Genomic DNA, 18,395 nt, shown 5'->3' on the forward strand with positions numbered 1-18,395 from the left:
CCAATGCCCAGTCACCCCGTATTTCGTTTCGGGTGAACAATAAATCTGTCAGAGAAGCATTGGCGTTGTTAAGTGAGAAAGCGCATATCTCTTTCTTTTACAATACCGAAGAGATAAATAAGCTTGGAACGGTAAGTCTGCATGTACGGCAAGAAACCGTTGACAATATATTACGCCTTCTGCTGAAAGATAAGGGCATGAAGGTGGAACATACGAATGGCATCATTGCCATTGTTCCGGCACATACCGCTTCCAATACGGCACCGCCCAACGAGTTTTCAGGCCGGATAACCGATGATAAAGGCATCCCGCTGCCATACGCCAGTGTTATTGAAAAAGGTAGTACCAATGGCACCTTCAGCGATGAAGACGGGAACTTCCACCTTAAAGTACAACCTAATGCCACGGTACAGGTTTCATATGTTGGTATGCAGACGAAACAGATACCGGCGGAACCTGCACATAATCTTACCGTTTCACTGTCTCCCGTAATGGCAGCCATTAATGAAGTGGTGGTCAACGGCTATTCAAGGGTAAAACAAAAATACTCGGCAGCTTCCGTGACTATTATTCCGATGACGGACCTGGACCGTAAAGACCAGCTGTCAGTGGATAATATGTTGGAGGGCAAAGTGCCGGGATTGAATATCAACATGAACAGCACCACTCCCGGCGCAGCACCCAAAATCAGGTTGCGTGGCACTTCCACTCTGCTTGGCAACAGAGAGCCTGTTTGGGTGATTGATGGTATTATCAGCAATCCGCCGGTGAAGACGGATGCCGCCACCATCAATGCCCTGGATGAAGTGAATATCATGACCAGTCCTGTTCTTGGCCTGAATCCTAAAGACATAGCGCAAATCACGGTACTGAAAGATGCCGCTGCTACCGCACTCTACGGTGTTAACAGCATGAACGGCGTAATTATGATTACAACCCGCAACGGTACATTGCATAAAGCGCCGGAGGTCACTTTCTCACAGATGTTCAATATCACCTCCAGGCCCAACTATCGCCACCTTGACCGGATGGATGCTTCCCAACGGATAGATCTGTCAAAAAAAATCATTGATAAAAAAATACGTTTCACTAACGGGATCCTCCCTCCGGGATTTGAACGTGATTATACCGTTTATCTGAATGGCAGTATGACCAAAGAAACATTTGAAGAACGGGAGCAGATGTACCGTTCTATGAATACCGACTGGTTTGATATTCTTTTCAATAATGGCGTTACACAAAACTATCATCTGTCAGTTAATGGCGGCGGGAAGAAAACATCTTACTATGCCTCGGTGGGATATACGGACCAGAAAGGTCCGGCCATCTTCACCCGAAGCAATCAGTATGCAGGCATACTCCGGGTAAATCATCAGTTCTCTTCTGCGCTGCAGACTGGCATCAAGGTATCCGGATCTTCTCAGCGCGGAGCCTATCCCTATCAGATCAATCCGTATCAGTATGCCTATAATACATCGCGGAGCCTGCCGTATATGTTGCATAATGAACGAGTTTATTACAATCCTTCCCCTTTTGCACCGGCCTGGTCTTTGAATAACTATGTACTGGATACTTCACAGGTATCACAGTTCAATATTATTACTGACATTGAAAACAGTGCTGCCTGCACAAAGATCAATACATTAAACGCGGTTGTCAATGCTGACTGGAAATTCCTCCGGTCATTCAAGCTGCACGGATTATACAGCGCAGGGATTTCCAACGCATATAACGACAGTTATGCAGGCGAATCAACTTATTACGTCGCCTCCACCTACCGGCTGGGGTTGGCGCCCGGTAAGCCATACAGTGATGCAGCCAAACAAAACATTGCCCTTCCTTCCGGTGGGGAGTACAAGGAAACCGGTACGGTTCAAAAGGACTACACCATCCGGCATTCGCTTGAGTATTGCTTTTCCTCGCCTGCTCATTATATACAGGTGCTGGCAGGCAATGAACTCCGGCAATTAAAATACGATATCAGCAAACTATTTTTGTTGGGCTACTATCCCGACAGCGGCAAAGTAGCCCATCCCCCACCATCGTCTGAATATCCGATGTACGATGTCCTGATGACGCGGCCCGCTTTTAATCCGCCATTGCAAACGATGAACAGGTTCCGGCAAATGAGCTGGTACGGCATGCTCGTATATTCGTATAAGGACCGCTATACGCTTAACTTTAACTACCGTACAGATGGCGCTAATTACTTTGAGCAATACGGGAGCAACACCTGGCAACAGACCTGGTCTGCTGCCGTGAAGTGGAATCTTCTTGATGAGCCCTGGATAAAAAAACAGGCGGGTGAAAATACACTGGCACTACGGTTTTCATATGGTTACAACATTGGGCTGCCTGAGATTAATTCGCCCCGCTTATCTGTTTCTAATGCCGTTACTGATCCCGTCTCCGGGGAAAGCCAGGCCACCGTGGCGTCCTTTCCTAATCCGGGATTGCGCTGGGAGAAGACCTATCAGTTCAATGCCGGTGCTGATTTTTCTTTTTTCCAAAACCGCCTGAATGGTGCTGTGGATATGTATCATAAGCGTAGCAACGACCTGCTGGCAGATATAAACCTGGCAGAAGAGAATGGTATCAGCTCTGGTATGATAAATAAAGCAGGGCTGATAAACGCCGGTGTTGAGACCAGTATCCAATGGCTGGCAGTGCGCCGCAGGCAATGGCAATGGACATTAGGGGCCAACATTTCCTTCAATACCAGTCGCATCCTTCAGACCAACTTTACCGACCCCGGCGTGATCGGCAACCAGCAACAGTACCTGAACGGAAACATTATCAAAGGAGGTGAAGACCCCAACACGATGTATGCCTATAAATACATGGGGCTTGACAAAAACGGACTACCGCAGTTCCGGGGCATCTATGATAAAGATTATACCGTTCAGCCGACAGTATCTGAATACTATAACAATGTATTCGTTCCCGTTGGAAACCGTATTCCGCGTGTGGATGGCAGTTTCACTACGAGTATCAGCTACAGGAACTGGAACCTGTCTGCCTGTTTCCTGATTAAGCTGGGATACAAACAACGGCTCATAAATTTATATGGTGAAGGGGGACTGGTACCCAACCCTGCAGAAAATGCGGCTACGGTACTCGACAAGCGCTGGAAACAACCCGGCGATGAAAATACAACAGACATACCCCGCCTGGGGCAACAACCTGGGATGTACCTGTTTGATCCTGTAACCATGTCCCGTGTACAGTATTATCCATTTAATACCGCTATGATGCAGATTATGACAGCCAGAACACCGCTTTATCTTATGTCGACACCACCATCGGAGATGTACAACAACAGCGATATACGCACGGTGGATGGCAGTCATGTCAGGCTTTCCACACTCTCGCTGCAATACACGGTTCCTGCGCAGCGCATGGGTAAACAACCCTTTAAACGCATCTCGTGTTATACACAGTTGCATGACGTGCTTTTAATTGCCAGTAAAGAGTTACATGGCCAGGATCCTGAACTGCCGCCAGGCACCATGCCCAGGCGGCCATCACTGACTATAGGCATTGACGTAAATTTCTAGCAGGATGAGAAGGATACAAATCATATATACTTTTGCGTTGCTGGCAGTTTCATTACTGCCCGTGTCCTGTAAGAAGTATCTGGACACACCGTCCGACAATCTCCGTACACCTAAGACAGTAGCTGATTATGCAGAAATGCTGAGAGGGGAAGGATGGGCTAAAATCATATCTCCGGACAATGATATATCACTTTATTTCCTGGATATGATGACAACAGATGTACAGGAATCTGCCGGCCAGATGCCTGCTGTGGATGAAAAGGCTGCCTACTCTGCATTCTACACATGGCAGAATGTTTATGACGCACAATACGATGAACGGCGTTCACCGTCTTCTCTCCTGAACAATACCTGGCTGGGACTATACAGAATCGTAAAAACATGTAACATCATCACTGATAAAGGGGACGATATACAGGGTGCAACAGCAGACAGGCAATTCCTGCTGGGTGAGGCCTGCTTTTCACGGGCACTGGCTTATTTCTACCTCGTGAATATTTGGGGCACCCCCTATGATCCTTCCACCACGGCTGATTCCATGGGAATTCCGCTCATTTCCGGCAATGTACCGGAAAACGCTGCATTCCCCAGGAGCAATGTACACGTGGTATATGATAAAATCCTGACAGATCTGAACGAAGCGCTTCGTTATGCAACAGCCTCCGGTAAAACGGAAAATATCTTCCATTACTCTCCGGCAGCTATATACCTGCTGCTGTCCAGAGTACATCTGTATCTTCAGCATTGGCAACAGGCGGCCGTTTTTGCGGATAAATGCCTGGCATTAAATTCAGCGCTGAAAAATGTTAGCAACAAAAAAACTTCGTTGGCAAGTAATTTCGTTAACTCTTCCGGGACAGATAACCGGGAAGTGATCTATACGTTTTACAATGACCTTAGTTCGCCCGTCCTAAATATTTTCGGCAATGGCAGTGATTACGGATTCACTGTTTCGGATGAGTTATTACAGCTTTATTCTCCGCAAGATTCCCGGACCGATGGTTGTTTCTTCACTGTCAACAATATCACTGTACCAAAAGCATTCCTCTTCTACAATAACACCTATATGTTTTCCTTCCGCACAGCGGAAGCATATCTGAACAGGGCGGAAGCCAATGCGCATCTCGGACTTACAGGCAGCGCATTAACGGACATTAATTTACTGCAAAGCCATCGCGCGGGAGATGCCACACCGGTTAATATAACAGATCAACAAAAACTGTTGGAAGAAATATTGCTGCAGCGTAGAAAGGAGCTGGCATTTCAGCTGCACAACTGGTTTGATCTCCGGCGTACAGACAAACCCCGGATGGCACATTATTTTACACCGGTTATAAAAGGGCAGGTACAACCAAAACAGCTGTTTGTGCTGGAGAAAGATGATCCGGGTTATACCCTGGAGATACCTGCCAGGGCACTACAGGCCAACCCGGTATTAAGGCCGCTGGGATTGCAGAACAGAATACCCCGGTAAATGTCTTGCTACAATAAAAAAGGTGGCAGTAAGAATACCACCACCGTCTGTTTTTAGTGCTCCGAATAAGTTTACTGTTACTGGCGTATGAATGTTTCTTCTGTAACACGCTCAGCACCAGCAGAATTAGTATAAAATGTTTTCAGGTAAATACGACCAGACACCGGATCATAAGATTTTTCCAGTATTTTAAAAGAGCCTTGTTTAATCCCACTCTTCATCACCGGGTTAATATCTACAGCTATATCCGTATCCGTTATATTCTTTAAAGTCAGGTAGTACTTCCAGACAGAGGCGCCCAGATCGCTGTAGTCTATGCTCACGGTAGCGTCATACTTCAGGGGCGGGGCTGTTTTTACGCCGTTAGTACGGGAGACGCTGGCCACCACTCCGGCAGCTTGTGTGGTGGTATAAAGCGTACGTACTGAAGTATATTTAAAATTGCCGGCCAGCGGGTAGCCAGGTAATACAACATTACCAGTAGTATCTTTTGCGGCAGCTTTGAGCAGCTTTGCGTCTATCCCGTTGTATTTTCCTTTTAAGACAAAGCTGTCTGCAGTTCCGGAGAGAATTTCAAATTCAAAATCTGATTGCAACCCCACTCCTGTCTTTGCTCCAGGCACTTTCCCTTCTGCATCGGCCAACAGATGCAGGTAAGTGTAAGTATCAAATATCAACTCCGGTTGCTGCAATGCCTTCAGCCGGTAGCTGCTGCCAACAGCTGGTTTATCCAGCCACCGGGATGACACCCGGTTACTGTCATTGAATTTGAACCAGTAGGTATACACCTCATCGCCCGCAGCGGGTGCCACTGCTGCCACCCAGCCATAGGGAGCAGCTACCAGGGTAGATTGATATTTTGCCAGTATTGCATTCAGCCGCTGATCTGTCGACTCATCAAAAACAGAGGAGTGCAGATCCTTCTTGCAGGAAGGCGCCATCATTGCAATGAGTAATGTATATGCCAGGTATTTTTTCATTTTCTGTTAGATTTAAATGGTTATCACATCGCCACTATTGATGTAACGTTTTATAGATCTGTTGCTGCACCTTGGTTTGCAGATCATAGAAATCAATGTTGTAAGATTCCCTGAAGTAGTCAACCACGATCTTTTCCTTTGTTCTCAGTAACTGAATGGCATTGGGGTCATTCCATGCCTGACGATCGCCCGGAAACGGGTGATAGAGTGTTGAATCATATCGGGTGCGCCCCATCACCAGCATCGTTGATACCAATTCTGCAATATCTTCACCGGGTTCTTTTCTGGCGTAATTGGTTACAAAACCCAGTGTCCAGGGATTTTCTTCAGCTACGGTCCAGTTACCAGTATAACCATCCGGCGTTACCTTGTTGAACTCAATCGGGTAATTTTTCTTCTGATTGAGGATATGTGTGTATTCATGGTGTATCAGATGGGCCATATCAGCCACCCTGAAGCTGTCTTTACTACTATATGAATTGATACCAAAGAGTAGAATTTTCAGCCCGCCTTCCGCCAGTCCTGCTACTGCGTTGCCATTAGTCTGTAAGGCAATACTTCCTGACAGCATAATCTGTTTAGGTGTATTCCTTTTCATGAAGGTAGTGTCGCCGGAGGCCTGGTTATAAGGCGTAATCCACATACTGATGATATCACGCGTGACAGGAACCACGGTGTTCTCGTAGGGAGGTACCAGTACCAGGTCCATGGCAAACTCCGACTGGTCCCATTTGTATTTCATTTCTATATTGTATGGCTTTACGATGGAATCGTACAACCATTTATCAACGGCAGTCGGTACCCAGGAATCACCACCCAGGCCCGTAATATTTGGATCCAGTTTTTCCTTGTTATTACAGGAAATAATACCAGCAATAATTACAGTAGTTAATATGAATAATTTCAGGTGTTTCATTCTTCAGAATTTAAGTCAGCTTGATCAAATGATTTCAGGCACATTCTCCAGCAACAGCATCAGCGCGGATTCGCGGGAAGCCCGTAAGCCTGTGCTGCCTGCGGAATCTGTAACTGCCTTCTGGGATCGTCTGCACCAATGGTAAGGGATGTACCATCATTTTCTTTGTGTGTCACAGGTAGTTTGTTTCTCAGCATGTCCATCCAGCGCATGCCTTCCTGCATGAATTCTGCTCTCCGTGCATCCAGGATTGCCTTGATCACAGCTCCCTGCGGATCAGCAGTCATTTTATAAAAGTTGGTGACCTTATCTAAGGTGACTGCATGTTTTGCTGGATCGTAGCTCACTACTCTTGTCCGGTAATAGGTATTCAGGTCAGCGATAGCATCATCTAATTTTGTCAGTCGCGCACTGGCCTCTGCATGGTTGAACAGTACTTCTTCTGCCGTAAAGAGTGGTACATAGATATATGGGTTACCTATATCAGCACTGGTATAGACAAAATTCTCTTTCCATTTTTCTATTCCCTGATCATTGTTGTTACTCCCGTAGTAAAAAACATTGTAGGCACAGGAACCTCCGGAAACATTTCCTGAGAAAAAGACACCCAGGGAGATTACCCGGTTTAATCCGAACTGGTACCCCAGCCATGCCCTGGCCCAGATTGAGTTGGCAGTAGCCAGCAGCAGGTTCGCTTTGGTATCCGGGCTGGTAAATGCAGCGTTCCGCTCACTACGGGTAGCCGTGTTCATGGTGGTATTGAGTGGCCTGAGATAATCCTTGAAATTACCTCCGGGGAAAGCTTGACTGGCATACATAGTGGCTTTCGCATAATCTTTCTTAAACAAATAAAACCTGGCTGCGAATGCGGTTACAGCTGCTTTATTAAAATGAAAGGAAGGCACTTTATAAGCGCTGTTGCTAATAAGCGGGAGGCCGTCTGTCAGATCTTTTTCGATCATGTCATATACATACTTTACCGTTTTTCTTTCGTACTTCGGATTCAATGTGGTTTCTGGTTTCAGCACATATGGGATACCCGGATCACTGGCGGACGTAACGGAATCATACGGCTTCGCGAAAAAGGTAACCAGCATAAAATGAGCATACGCCCGCGCTACTAATCCCTCTCCTTTGTAAGGAGCATAGGCTGCCGGAGCGCCAGCCTTATCAATAGCATCCAGCGCCTGATTGGCAGCTGCGATGGCTTTATAGCAACCTTGCCAGTAAACATCCGGCGAACCTCCTGCGGTACTTGCATAATCGACAAAGCGGTATGCATTGATATTCACACGCAGATCACCACTGTATTGATCTCCTGAATGACCTCTGTCGCCTGCATTATCGGACATGGACTCACTGAAACAGATATAGTCCTGGTCAGGATATGCCGAAGTGAGCATCTGTGCAATCTTCTCCGGTGAGTCCAGTGTTGTTCTGTTATCCGGATCAACTTCCAGATACTTATTACAGGCTGCCAGGAACAGCGAACCTGCTAATATGAATATGTTGACTTTAATATTGTGCTTCATCATATCGTTCTTATTAAGTACACTTACAAACCAACTTTTAATGACATTACCATCTGGCGCTGAAGTGGCTGTGCCACACCACCGGCATTGAAAAATTCAGGATCCTGTCCTCTGAGTTTACTGTCGGAATACAGGAGCCACAGGTTAGTTGCCGACGCTGTGAGGGAGACACTATTCAGTCCTATGTTTTTGATCATCTGAGACGGCAGCAGATAACTGAGCGCGACATACTTCAATCGTATAAAACCGCCATCAGCTATTCTTGCAGAAGAATAATTGTAATTATTGTAAGGGTATGCGTCCGTCATACGGTAATTGGTGAGCGCATCAATAACAGCCGGCACCTGTGTTTTCTTCTCATCTCCGGCCAGCGTCCATCTGTCGAGAAACTCACGGGGAAATGCATCGAGGTCAGAATAGGTGGATTTGAATACCGGATTCAGTCTGATCTTATTTCCTGCCTGATAGGTCAGCAATACATTTAATGATAAGTTTTTGTACCTGAAAGTATTGGAGAAGCCTCCTGAGATGGGCGGATCAACGGGTCCTTCGTATTTGAGATATTTTGTTTCAATATCCTGCAAGCTTACTTTACGGGATACCGCTCCTTTCTCATTCACAAACAAAGGAATACCGGTACTACTCTCCAGTCCTTTATAATCGAGTGAGAACAGGCTGCTAACCGGGTAGCCCTGTTTGTTGCCACCTTCTGGTACTATCAGGTCAAATATGATAGGTACGTTTTTGGCATTGGTAATTTCATTTTTATTGTACCCGAAAGTCAGGTTCGCTTTCCAGCCCAGATCTTTACTACGGATGATCTCTCCGCCAATCGTCAGTTCAGCTCCTCTTGAACTCAGGTCAGCATAGTTGGCGACTCTTACATCCTGGCCGCCGATACCCGCTGTTTTAATACCAGCAATCAGATCGAAACCGTTTTTCTTATAGAGGTCAATAGTAGCCGTTAACCTGCTGTTAAAAAATGCGGCATCCATTCCGACGTTGAGTGAATACTGTTTTTCCCAGGTAAGGTCAGCATTTTCGAGGTCGATGATATTGATCCCTGACTCAATAACTCTCGCGTACTGACGGTAGGTGTTCTGCGCTTTTAACACCGCGCTTGAATTGGTAGCAGAACCCATATCTGCTGTCAGACCGTAGCTGGCTCTCAGTTTCAGCATGTTGATGCCTGGCGCCCCCTTCATGAAATTTTCCTGGTCGATATTCCATGCACCGCTGATACTCCATGTAGGCAACCATCTGGCGGAAGGAGATTTGCCTAGTTTGTTTGAACCATCGGTACGGATGGCGCCTGTGAAGTTATAGCGGCCATTATAGGTGTATCCTGCTGTTGCAAAGAACGCCGCATAGCGATCGTAGGTACGCTGCATGCCAAAGTAAGGCAGATTGGCTTCGGACGCCTGTTTGAAGATCATGTAGTAAGGGAGCACACTGCCGCCATAATCATACTGATAGCCGTAACCAGTGTTCAGTGCATTTTGTCTGTCTGCATATTTTACCTCCTGTCCTACCAGTACATTCAGGTCATGCAGACCGAATGTCTGTGTATAATTCAGGCTGTTCCTGAAATTGTAGTTGGTCAATGCATTTTCATTCCGGTTGTACAATCCTCCTGATGGCAGAACGGTGACAGGAAATGCATTGGGATTATCGGGGTCCTTGTACAGGAAGCGGTTGGAGTTGGCAATGGTAGAATTGGGCGCTGCCCGGTATGCCTGGGCTTTATTGGAATTCTCCTTCGTCATATCTTCCTGGGTGGTCTTGGCATAGCGGATCGCACCGATAAAATCGTACCTGAGATGCCTGGTAATCTTGTAAGACAAATTAGCCTGTAGTTTCAGGTCGATAACAGAAAGATGCAGGGTATTATTCTGCAGCTCATTCAGGATGTTAAAGGGTGCGTAGTTTCTGGTGAAGTATTCCAGGTTTCCTTTATCATCATAGGGGGTTAATGCCCGGCTGGTGTTCAGCGCGTACTGATAAGGATTGATATCGAAATCGCGGCTCATCTTTCCGTAGAAAGCATCGGTTGTCCGGGCTACAGTGCCGGGTGCATCCTGTTGTCTGACAGAGCCGGTGGCGATGAATCCACCGGATAACTTGTCAGAGAATGTATAGTTGGTTTGTGAGTTAAACGTAAAACGCTTCACTTTATCGGCAACGGTCCAGCCATTATCATTATAGAAACCGGCTGAAAAATAAGACTGTATTTTTTCAGAACCGCCGGAGAGACTGATGGTGTGTTCCTGAATCAGGGAATTACGGAAGAGAATGTGGAACCAATCCGTATTCGCCAGTGCATAACGCCGCAAAAACTTCTCTCTTCCTTCCTGTGTATTTTCCAGGAGAAACTTTCCGGTAGCAGGATCATAGGTCTGCAGCTCATCATACATTTTCCCGTATACACCCTTATCCGGTCTGTTTCCGATATCGGCCAGATTAAACAGGCCCTTCCTGGCGATTTCAGCATCTACAGACATCTGTTCGGCAGAGTTCATGATGTTGAAATTATTATAGCTGGGCCTTAGCTGCGTGCTGAAGTTACCCGTGTAATTGGTCACCATTTTTCCGGAACGGCCTTTCCTGGTATTGATTACCACTACCCCGTTCATAGCCCTGGCGCCATATAGCGACGTTGCTGCCGCATCTTTCAACACGTAGATATCCTCCACATCATTCATATTCAGTCCGGCTACAGAAGATGCCAGCAAGGTAGAGGGATCTCCGCTCGACAACTGATCATTGCTAACATCAATCACATCTTCCAGTACGATACCATCTACCACCCATAGTGGTTTGTTTTCACCAGTGAGAGAGGTAACACCCCTGATACGTACCTTTGGCGCCGAACCGAAGGTGGCAGATACGCTCTGGATACTTACCCCCGCAGCCTTTCCCTCCAGCGCACGGCTGATATCCGTTGTACCATCCATCCGGATATCCTCTGCTTTCAGTCTGGTTGAAGCACCCGCGAATTTCTTTTTGTCTATCTCCTGGAATCCCGTTATCACTACCTCATTCAAGCCTTTGGAACCGGGCTTCATTGTTACATCCATTCGTTTATTCGTTCCTGTACTTTTTACTACGGCGTCGTAACCGATAAATGTAAAGGCCAGTTTATCATCAGGTCTGGCCGCGATGGTATATTCGCCAGCACCGCCGGTCACAGCGGCTTTTCCACTTCCGGAAGCTCTTACTACCACTCCTGGCAATGGATTACCTTTGTCATCCGTCACCTTACCCGAAATCGTTATCAACGAGTCGGCGCCCTTCATTGCGGGCGTTTTCTGTATCTGTTGTGCTGTTACAGTATTGATAGCTGCAACCATTATTAAAAGACCAAAACTTATTATTATTGGCAGCCGCATAGTAAAGCAGGTTTGTGCGGCCCGCCCAGCAAATGATTTTGTTGGCAGACATACGTCCCCGGTACGGAGCATTCTGGTAGCGTCCATATTTATACAGTTATAAATTAGTAAATCCTCCCCCTTGACGTTCAGGAGCCATTTTAATTTTGGTTGTAGTCATTCCCTGTGACAGTGGGCCCACTACACGGTTCATTGCACTCCTACATGATTTGGCATCTTTCAATCAACTTGTTAGTGTTTATATGACAGGCGGGAATTGAAAAAGGGTGACTGGGGAGAAAAAAAATTTTGTATCAGGGAAAACGCGTTGCCTGAGACTGCTCACTCACCGTCTCACCAAAGACGGGCGTCAGCTTTTCTGCGGGAAGCGCTGATTATATTATGGGGCAGACAGGCACAATGCAGTGTTAATACCACCAAAGCCAAAGCCTAATTTCAACGCCTTCCGGATATGACAGGATTCTGCCTCCTGTCATATCCAGTTGAGATCCGGCCTCAGCGGATCATCCAGATTTCTGGACGGATGCAACCAACCAGTTTGCATTTGTAACAAAACGGCTGCCACCTCCACAACACCTGCAGCACTCAGGCCATGACCAATGATCGATTTGGTGGTATTCCCGCTGTTGCAAATTAGATCCTCCGGCAATAAGTCCGATACGATCAGGGGAGACAGCATCCAGGCCGGCATCCTGCCAGGCTTCCTGCAAAGTAACTAATGCCGTTTGTGTAGTAAGAGATGCGCTTCGCAGTATTTTTGCGGAGAAACGCCCCGGAAATACCAATGGCGGAATCTCTGCGCCAATAAAAAAAGATTCCTTCTGCCGGCCAGGGCGTTGCAAAATGCCGAAGGCAGATTGTCCATACTGCAATGCAGTTTTCATCGTCTCTTTTCCTTGTCCTACTGAAGTCGTAATACCTATACCTGTGATAGTATACATACTATGTTTTTAATATAATGAGGGCAGATTAAAAGCTTCCGGCATTCTGTGCGGGTAAGTTTATGATAACGTTATTATTAAGATCAATGGCTATTGTGTGATTCATTGATTCAAATAAAATTACCATATTGCTGGTATGCAAGCGTCTTATCACGCTGCCATTCAATCCTTTCATAATACCATTAAGCACCATAATTGTTTCACCCTCCTCCACTTGTTTACCGGATGCCAGGAGACTATGCTGCAGGTCCATCAGGGACCGGATAAAACCAATTTCCTTATCAGATACCGTTACCTTACGGCCATCGAAGGCAATGTATTTAACAATGCCTCCGATATGTAATATCTCATACTTCCGCTCCTGTACTGGACGCACAAACAAATAATTAGGGAAAAAAGGTTTCTCCAACAGTTTAATTCTGTCACTCCATTTCCTCTTTACATGATACAGAGGCAGATAAACTTCTACATTACGTTTTGCGAGTTCGGAATAAATTTTCTTTTCAAAGTTCGGATAAGTGTAAATGACGTGCCAGTTATCATTATTACTATGAGGCATAAAAATAGTAGTTGAGGGTTATCTTAATTATTCATCAAAAGATGCCTTACTATTGTATATTTTCGCACCTCCGCTTCAGCCTGACAATACTGTGTGCTTAATGTTGCCAAGGCAGCAATCCTGTTTTAACGTATCTGTCAATATTACTTCTATTATCGTCATCTCTAAATGCCTTCTCACTGGTAGTTACAGCCATCTGCCTTACTGCCTTCAGATCGTACAAATCTTTTGTATACGATTTAAAGGCGCTGATAGCCGTCTTCGATAAGTTCTTTAGTCGTAACAGATGTGTGTGTAGCAGCGCTCCGTCATTGGCGGCATAGGCATCCACCATGCCCCATTCGCACGCTGTTTGCACCATCACAGGTCTGGTTGTCAGCGCAAGGTACCTCGCCCGGTGAAGCCCTACTTTCCCGATAAGAAATGGCATAACGCATGCAGGCAGTACGCCGAGTAAAAGCTCGGATAAGCTGAAGCTGGCATTTGCACCGGCAATTACCATATCGCAGGCAGCCACAAATCCTATTCCGCCGGCATTTGCCTTTCCATGGACATGAGCAATGGTAATGTAAGGGCCAGTAGCTAGTTTATACCAAAGGTCGTACAACGACGAAGCACTGAGTGACTCTATTTGACTAAGATCTGCTCCCATGCAGAATATATCCGGCAACCCTTCCAATATCAGGATGGTGATATTTCTTTCGCATTGCAGCAATACGTCATAACATTCGCTTATCATAAGCGAGTTGATCGAGTTATTGTTTTCAGGACGATATAACTGAAGATAGCAGCATGGTTCCTGAAAGCGCACTTTTATTGTTTGATAGCTATTCATGTGTAAAGGCATTCAGGCGTGACGACAAAATATCCGCTGCGTCGGTCAGAATTTTCAACGCAATTTCATCTACATGACGGTTTCGCCAGTTTTCTAACGGCGTGCCTTTTACCCATTGATTAAAAGCACCCAGCGCCGGGCCGGTATGAACCTGAAAATCTGTTCTACATTCGGCCACACCTTTAATGGCCAACCGGTTGGTATAACCGAAATACCATCTGAAAATATAGGCCATTCTTTGTTTGGGGTTATGTATTGCGTGCTGTAGTTCTCCCGGAGAATAATAAGACTCTACGTCTTTGTATATTTCAGCGAAAGTACGTTTAAAATACTTTTCCTGGATTTGTATCTTTATTGCTTCATCAATGTCGTCGAGAGAATTGTGGTAACGGTACAGATCATATAATTTATTGGCTCTGGCCGGGAAAAAGACGCCTTTCTTCAGCACCTGCACTTTAGCACCTATTTCAAACATGTCTCCGGCAGGTGCGTAGGTAGTATCCTGCACATTGATGTCCTGCAACATATCCTTTACAATATCACTCATGCCTGATTCCACAGTGCATTGATTTATTGAGCCGGTAAGAATAAAATCCGCACCCAGTATGAAAGCCGCAGCGGCAGCTTCCGGTACGCCAATTCCTCCGGCGGCTCCAACTCTGACATAACGGGAGTACCGGTACTTTTTCATGCAGTTATCCCGCTGTCGCATAATAGTAGGGATCAGCGCAAACGAAACGCCCTGGTCTGTATGCCCACCAGAATCAGCTTCTACACAAATATCATCCGCCATAGGTATCAGTTTCCCCAACGCTGCTTCTTCCGTTGTAATTATATTCTCAGCAAGGAGGCTTTCAACGATTTTTTCCGGTGGGGGAGTTAAAAAGGCTTCTGCTACTTCCGGTCGCGAGATCTTCGCCATAATTCTTCCTGGTATATGCACAGAGCCATCCAGGTTCCTGGTCAGTCCTTTTAACCGAAGCCTTACCAACTCCGGGCTTATCGTCAGATAAGCGGCGGCTTCTACATTCCTGACTTTATGTTTCAACAACAGATCGACCATGTCATGCTCTCTGGATCCGTTGAGCAGGTTCATGCCATAAGCTTCTCCTTTACTTAATTGCCGCTGTATATCAATAATAGCAGCCTCTATATCATCTTTCCTCATGCCACCTGTACCAAAGTAGCCGATCATACCTGCCTGCCCCATCTTTACCACCAGTTTGCGGGAGGCAATACCATGTACCATTGCACCAGTGACGTATGCAAACTTCACATTGTAATCTTTGCGGTATGCAGCAGACCCGAGCTGTTCGGGTCTTATTCGTCCGGTGAATGAGACTTCCTTTCCATTATCATTACCAGCGAGACCTCTGCTTCTTGTATTGTGATCCACCGGAATGGTCGTTTTCATCGCTTCTACCCCTGTTTCTATTACCGCGTCGGAGGCAGGCATTGGCGCTTCCTCTATGAAGTGCTGCATTTTGGTAAGTACGTCCCCCGGCCCTGCTTCGCAAAATGTCCTGCATCCCTGGTGAATAAGCCGGCTTATACTTTCATACCATTTCACCTGATGAGTGAGCTGCCTGACCAGCATGTCTCCAACCGTGTTATCAGTGTATCTTCTGGCTGTGGCATTAGCGATCACGGGTATCCGTAACGGCGAAAAGGAAAAAGATTCCAGATAGGTACTGAACTCATCAGCCAATGGTTTCATGTACCTGGAATGAAAAGCACCACTTACATTAAGCGGATAATAAAGGCTTGCGCCTTCCGCTGTAAAAATCTTCCGGGCGGAGGTGATTTCTTCCAACGGCCCTGTAATCACAATCTGCCTGGCCGAATTATAGTTGGCAATATCCAGCGCAGGCAACTGCTGTAACAAAATTTGCCCGACCTGTTCTATAGTAAGTCCAAGTACTGCCGCCATGGTACCATTTTTTACGCGGGCCATCAGCTCTCCCCTTTTTTTAACCAGTCTGAGACCCGTTTCAAAGGAGTAAGCGCCGGCAGCAAACAAGGCCACATATTCTCCCAAACTATGTCCCAATACACAATCAGGTTCCGGCTCTTTTTCTGTTTTATCGAGGTACGTTAATGCATTTGTCAGATATAGCGCCGGCTGGGTGAATTGTGTTTGATTAAGTAATCTTTCAGGGTCTTTAACACAAAGTAGCCCCATATCATATCCCATTATATTACTGGCGGATTCTGTAAGATGCGCATATTTGGCCAACAGTTTTTCCCCCATTCCTCTTGTCTGGGAGCCCTGACCGGGAAATAGAAAAGCTTTCATAAACAAAATTTTCCGGTAAAGAAATAATGAATCTGACGGAGCTACAGCTATTTACCGCCATGGTGTATGTTAACTTTTGTTTTAAATGCTCTGAAGGCATCCATTGTCAACCCCTGCTCACTGTACAACAGATTACAAAATGTGGAGATAGTGTCTACCGACTGCTGGTCGTACAATAACTGTATGTGATTGGGGGCAATCAGATTTATGAGATGAAAATCCGGGATCAACTCCTTCCACTTATTCCTGTGAATATTATTTTCATGCTTATCTGAACGTGTTGCCAGGCAGAAATAAGGCTCCATATCCCCATAGAACAGTCCATTCTTGTTATGGAAATAGTAACAGCTGACATTTTCAGGGTATGGAAGAGGTGACAATACATACCGATGGATATCATAAGCCATTATAACCTGCGCTCTCTGACATACCAGCTCTTTAAATAATGATTCTTTTCTCTTCAGTCCTTTTTTCAGCGCCAGATCTGTCAGTTGTTGCAGAAAGGATTCTTCATCAGATCTGGTATCAAGTTCATTACTATGTACAAGCAGTTCCTCCAGTTTGCCCTGCTTTCCAACGGCTCCTGGCAGCAATAAGGTATTTACGGTTTTCAGCAACATATCTTTGTAGTCACCCTGGCACCAGATATGATCGAAAGAGGCCGGTGTGTCAATCATTACTATCGTATTTACAGTTTCTCCGCTTTCCTGCAGTTGTTTTGTTATTTCATAGGCCAATGAGCCTCCCATGGAATATCCTCCGAGTTCATAAGGGCCTTCCGGTTGCACCGTTCGTATTATCTCCACATAATAAGCTGCCATCTCAGGTATTCCTCTCAGAAAGGATGTTCCCGGCGACATCCAACCTTTCGACTGTATACCCCAGAAAGGTCTTTGTACGGTTAGTGCCAGCTTTAAATAAGGCTGTACATTCCCCACCCCACCATGCAACCAGAATATGTGGCGTCCTTTAACGATCCTGTTCAAGCGAAACAATTCCGGGAAACGTGGCCAGTTTGTCACAACATGTACGTCTTCATCCCCCAGGCCCGTTATATCCAGTATTTCCTTCATAGCTCTTTCATGATCTATCTCACCTTCCTGCAGTGACTGCAGAATAAACTTTGTATCCATGGATATTTATCTTTTTTGTTGTCCAAATAATGAAATGATCCGTTCCCTTACTTCGGGGAGGTGAAAAGTAATCGCATGCATTTCCATTTCCCTGCTGATACACTGAGCCAGTTTTGCCTTCAGATCACCATTCAGATGGGTTTTCAGCAAAATCAGTGATGCTAATGGCATATCCACCATTTCAGATGCCAGCTGATATGCATGAGCCAGTACCTCTGCACGAGGCAATACGGAGAAAGGAATACCCCTCTTTTCCAGATCTGAGCCACGATATTTTCCGGCGCTCATGAGCATCTCAGTAGCCAGGCCCCATCCCAGCTTATGAGGCAGGATGCAGGTTACACCCATACCTGGCGTGAATCCATATTTCATAAAATTGGCTGTGTAAACGCTTTCTTTTCCCAGGATAACAAAATCTGCATACATACCAAAAGCCAATCCTCCTCCCATTGCATGCCCCTGCATTGCTGCTATTACAGGCAATCTGCATTCTATCAAAAGCCGGTGCAGATTAACATCCGCAAACGATGCTTCATTTCTATAAATAGCTAACAGCGATTCTTCTGTGCCTCCTGAAGCAAAGTAATTACCGTATCCTGTGATGATTACTACCTTATAACTGTTATTGGTGTGAATAGCGTTAAATGCCTGCTCAAGCGCCGTCAGCAACCGTGGCGTAAAAAGATTCCTGTGCTCTTTTTCCTGCATAGTTATCTGTACTATGCCGGGTTTCACTTCCGTTAAATCGATAACAGGTTCCATAGATCGTGGGTTAAGAGTTGT

12 protein-coding genes and 1 pseudogene are annotated in these 18,395 nt (G+C 45.9%); 2 read left to right on the top strand and 11 right to left on the bottom strand.

The window, feature by feature from the left end:
* Positions 1-32 precede the first annotated feature (32 nt).
* Positions 33-3,557, top strand: coding sequence for a SusC/RagA family TonB-linked outer membrane protein (locus tag VM802_RS16620; RefSeq protein ID WP_325532481.1), 3,525 nt, complete (start codon positions 33-35; stop codon positions 3,555-3,557).
* A gap of 4 nt (positions 3,558-3,561) precedes the next feature.
* A complete protein-coding gene (locus VM802_RS16625) occupies positions 3,562-5,031 on the top strand; it encodes a RagB/SusD family nutrient uptake outer membrane protein (RefSeq protein WP_325532483.1) in 1,470 nt (489 codons plus the stop codon).
* 77 nt (positions 5,032-5,108) lie between these two features.
* On the opposite strand, the gene VM802_RS16630 is transcribed toward VM802_RS16625, so the two are convergent.
* The 11 genes and pseudogenes from VM802_RS16630 to VM802_RS16675 form a co-directional block, all read right to left on the bottom strand.
* A complete protein-coding gene (locus tag VM802_RS16630; RefSeq protein WP_325532485.1) occupies positions 5,109-6,011 on the bottom strand; it encodes a DUF4302 domain-containing protein in 903 nt (300 codons plus the stop codon).
* A 34-nt stretch (positions 6,012-6,045) separates the two neighbouring features.
* The gene (locus VM802_RS16635) at positions 6,046-6,927 is read right to left on the bottom strand and encodes a substrate import-associated zinc metallohydrolase lipoprotein (protein WP_325532487.1); all 882 of its coding nucleotides are present in this window, start codon (positions 6,925-6,927) and stop codon (positions 6,046-6,048) included.
* 59 nt (positions 6,928-6,986) lie between these two features.
* Positions 6,987-8,462 carry a RagB/SusD family nutrient uptake outer membrane protein gene (locus VM802_RS16640; RefSeq protein WP_325532489.1) on the bottom strand — a complete coding sequence of 492 codons (1,476 nt, stop codon included), beginning with the start codon at positions 8,460-8,462 and terminating at the stop codon, positions 6,987-6,989.
* A gap of 20 nt (positions 8,463-8,482) precedes the next feature.
* Positions 8,483-11,809, bottom strand: a complete 3,327-nt coding sequence (locus VM802_RS16645; RefSeq protein WP_325532491.1) for a SusC/RagA family TonB-linked outer membrane protein — start codon at positions 11,807-11,809, stop codon at positions 8,483-8,485.
* Positions 11,810-12,320: 511 nt separating this feature from the next.
* Entirely contained in the window at positions 12,321-12,539 is a 219-nt protein-coding gene (locus VM802_RS32260; protein WP_349255625.1) for a hypothetical protein, read from the bottom strand.
* A pseudogene (locus VM802_RS32265) lies at positions 12,472-12,789 on the bottom strand (beta-ketoacyl synthase N-terminal-like domain-containing protein); the annotation flags it as partial. The gene VM802_RS32260 and the pseudogene VM802_RS32265, both read right to left, overlap by 68 nt.
* Before the next feature lie 28 nt (positions 12,790-12,817).
* Positions 12,818-13,348 carry a transcription termination/antitermination protein NusG gene (gene nusG, locus VM802_RS16655; protein WP_325532495.1) on the bottom strand — a complete coding sequence of 177 codons (531 nt, stop codon included), beginning with the start codon at positions 13,346-13,348 and terminating at the stop codon, positions 12,818-12,820.
* Positions 13,349-13,445: 97 nt separating this feature from the next.
* Positions 13,446-14,195, bottom strand: coding sequence for an enoyl-CoA hydratase/isomerase (locus VM802_RS16660; protein ID WP_325532497.1), 750 nt, complete (start codon positions 14,193-14,195; stop codon positions 13,446-13,448).
* A complete protein-coding gene (gene fabD, locus VM802_RS16665; protein WP_325532499.1) occupies positions 14,176-16,479 on the bottom strand; it encodes an ACP S-malonyltransferase in 2,304 nt (767 codons plus the stop codon). Before fabD ends, VM802_RS16660 begins: the two co-directional genes overlap by 20 nt.
* Positions 16,480-16,526: 47 nt before the next feature.
* Positions 16,527-17,612: a thioesterase domain-containing protein gene (locus VM802_RS16670; protein ID WP_325532500.1), complete on the bottom strand. Its 1,086-nt coding sequence runs from the start codon at positions 17,610-17,612 to the stop codon at positions 16,527-16,529.
* Between the two features lie 6 nt (positions 17,613-17,618).
* Complete coding sequence (locus VM802_RS16675; protein WP_325532502.1) at positions 17,619-18,374, bottom strand: polyketide synthase; 756 nt, start codon at positions 18,372-18,374, stop codon at positions 17,619-17,621.
* Between the last annotated feature and the right edge of the window lie 21 nt (positions 18,375-18,395).

Source organism: Chitinophaga sp. (assembly GCF_035538455.1).
GTDB lineage: Bacteria > Bacteroidota > Bacteroidia > Chitinophagales > Chitinophagaceae > Chitinophaga.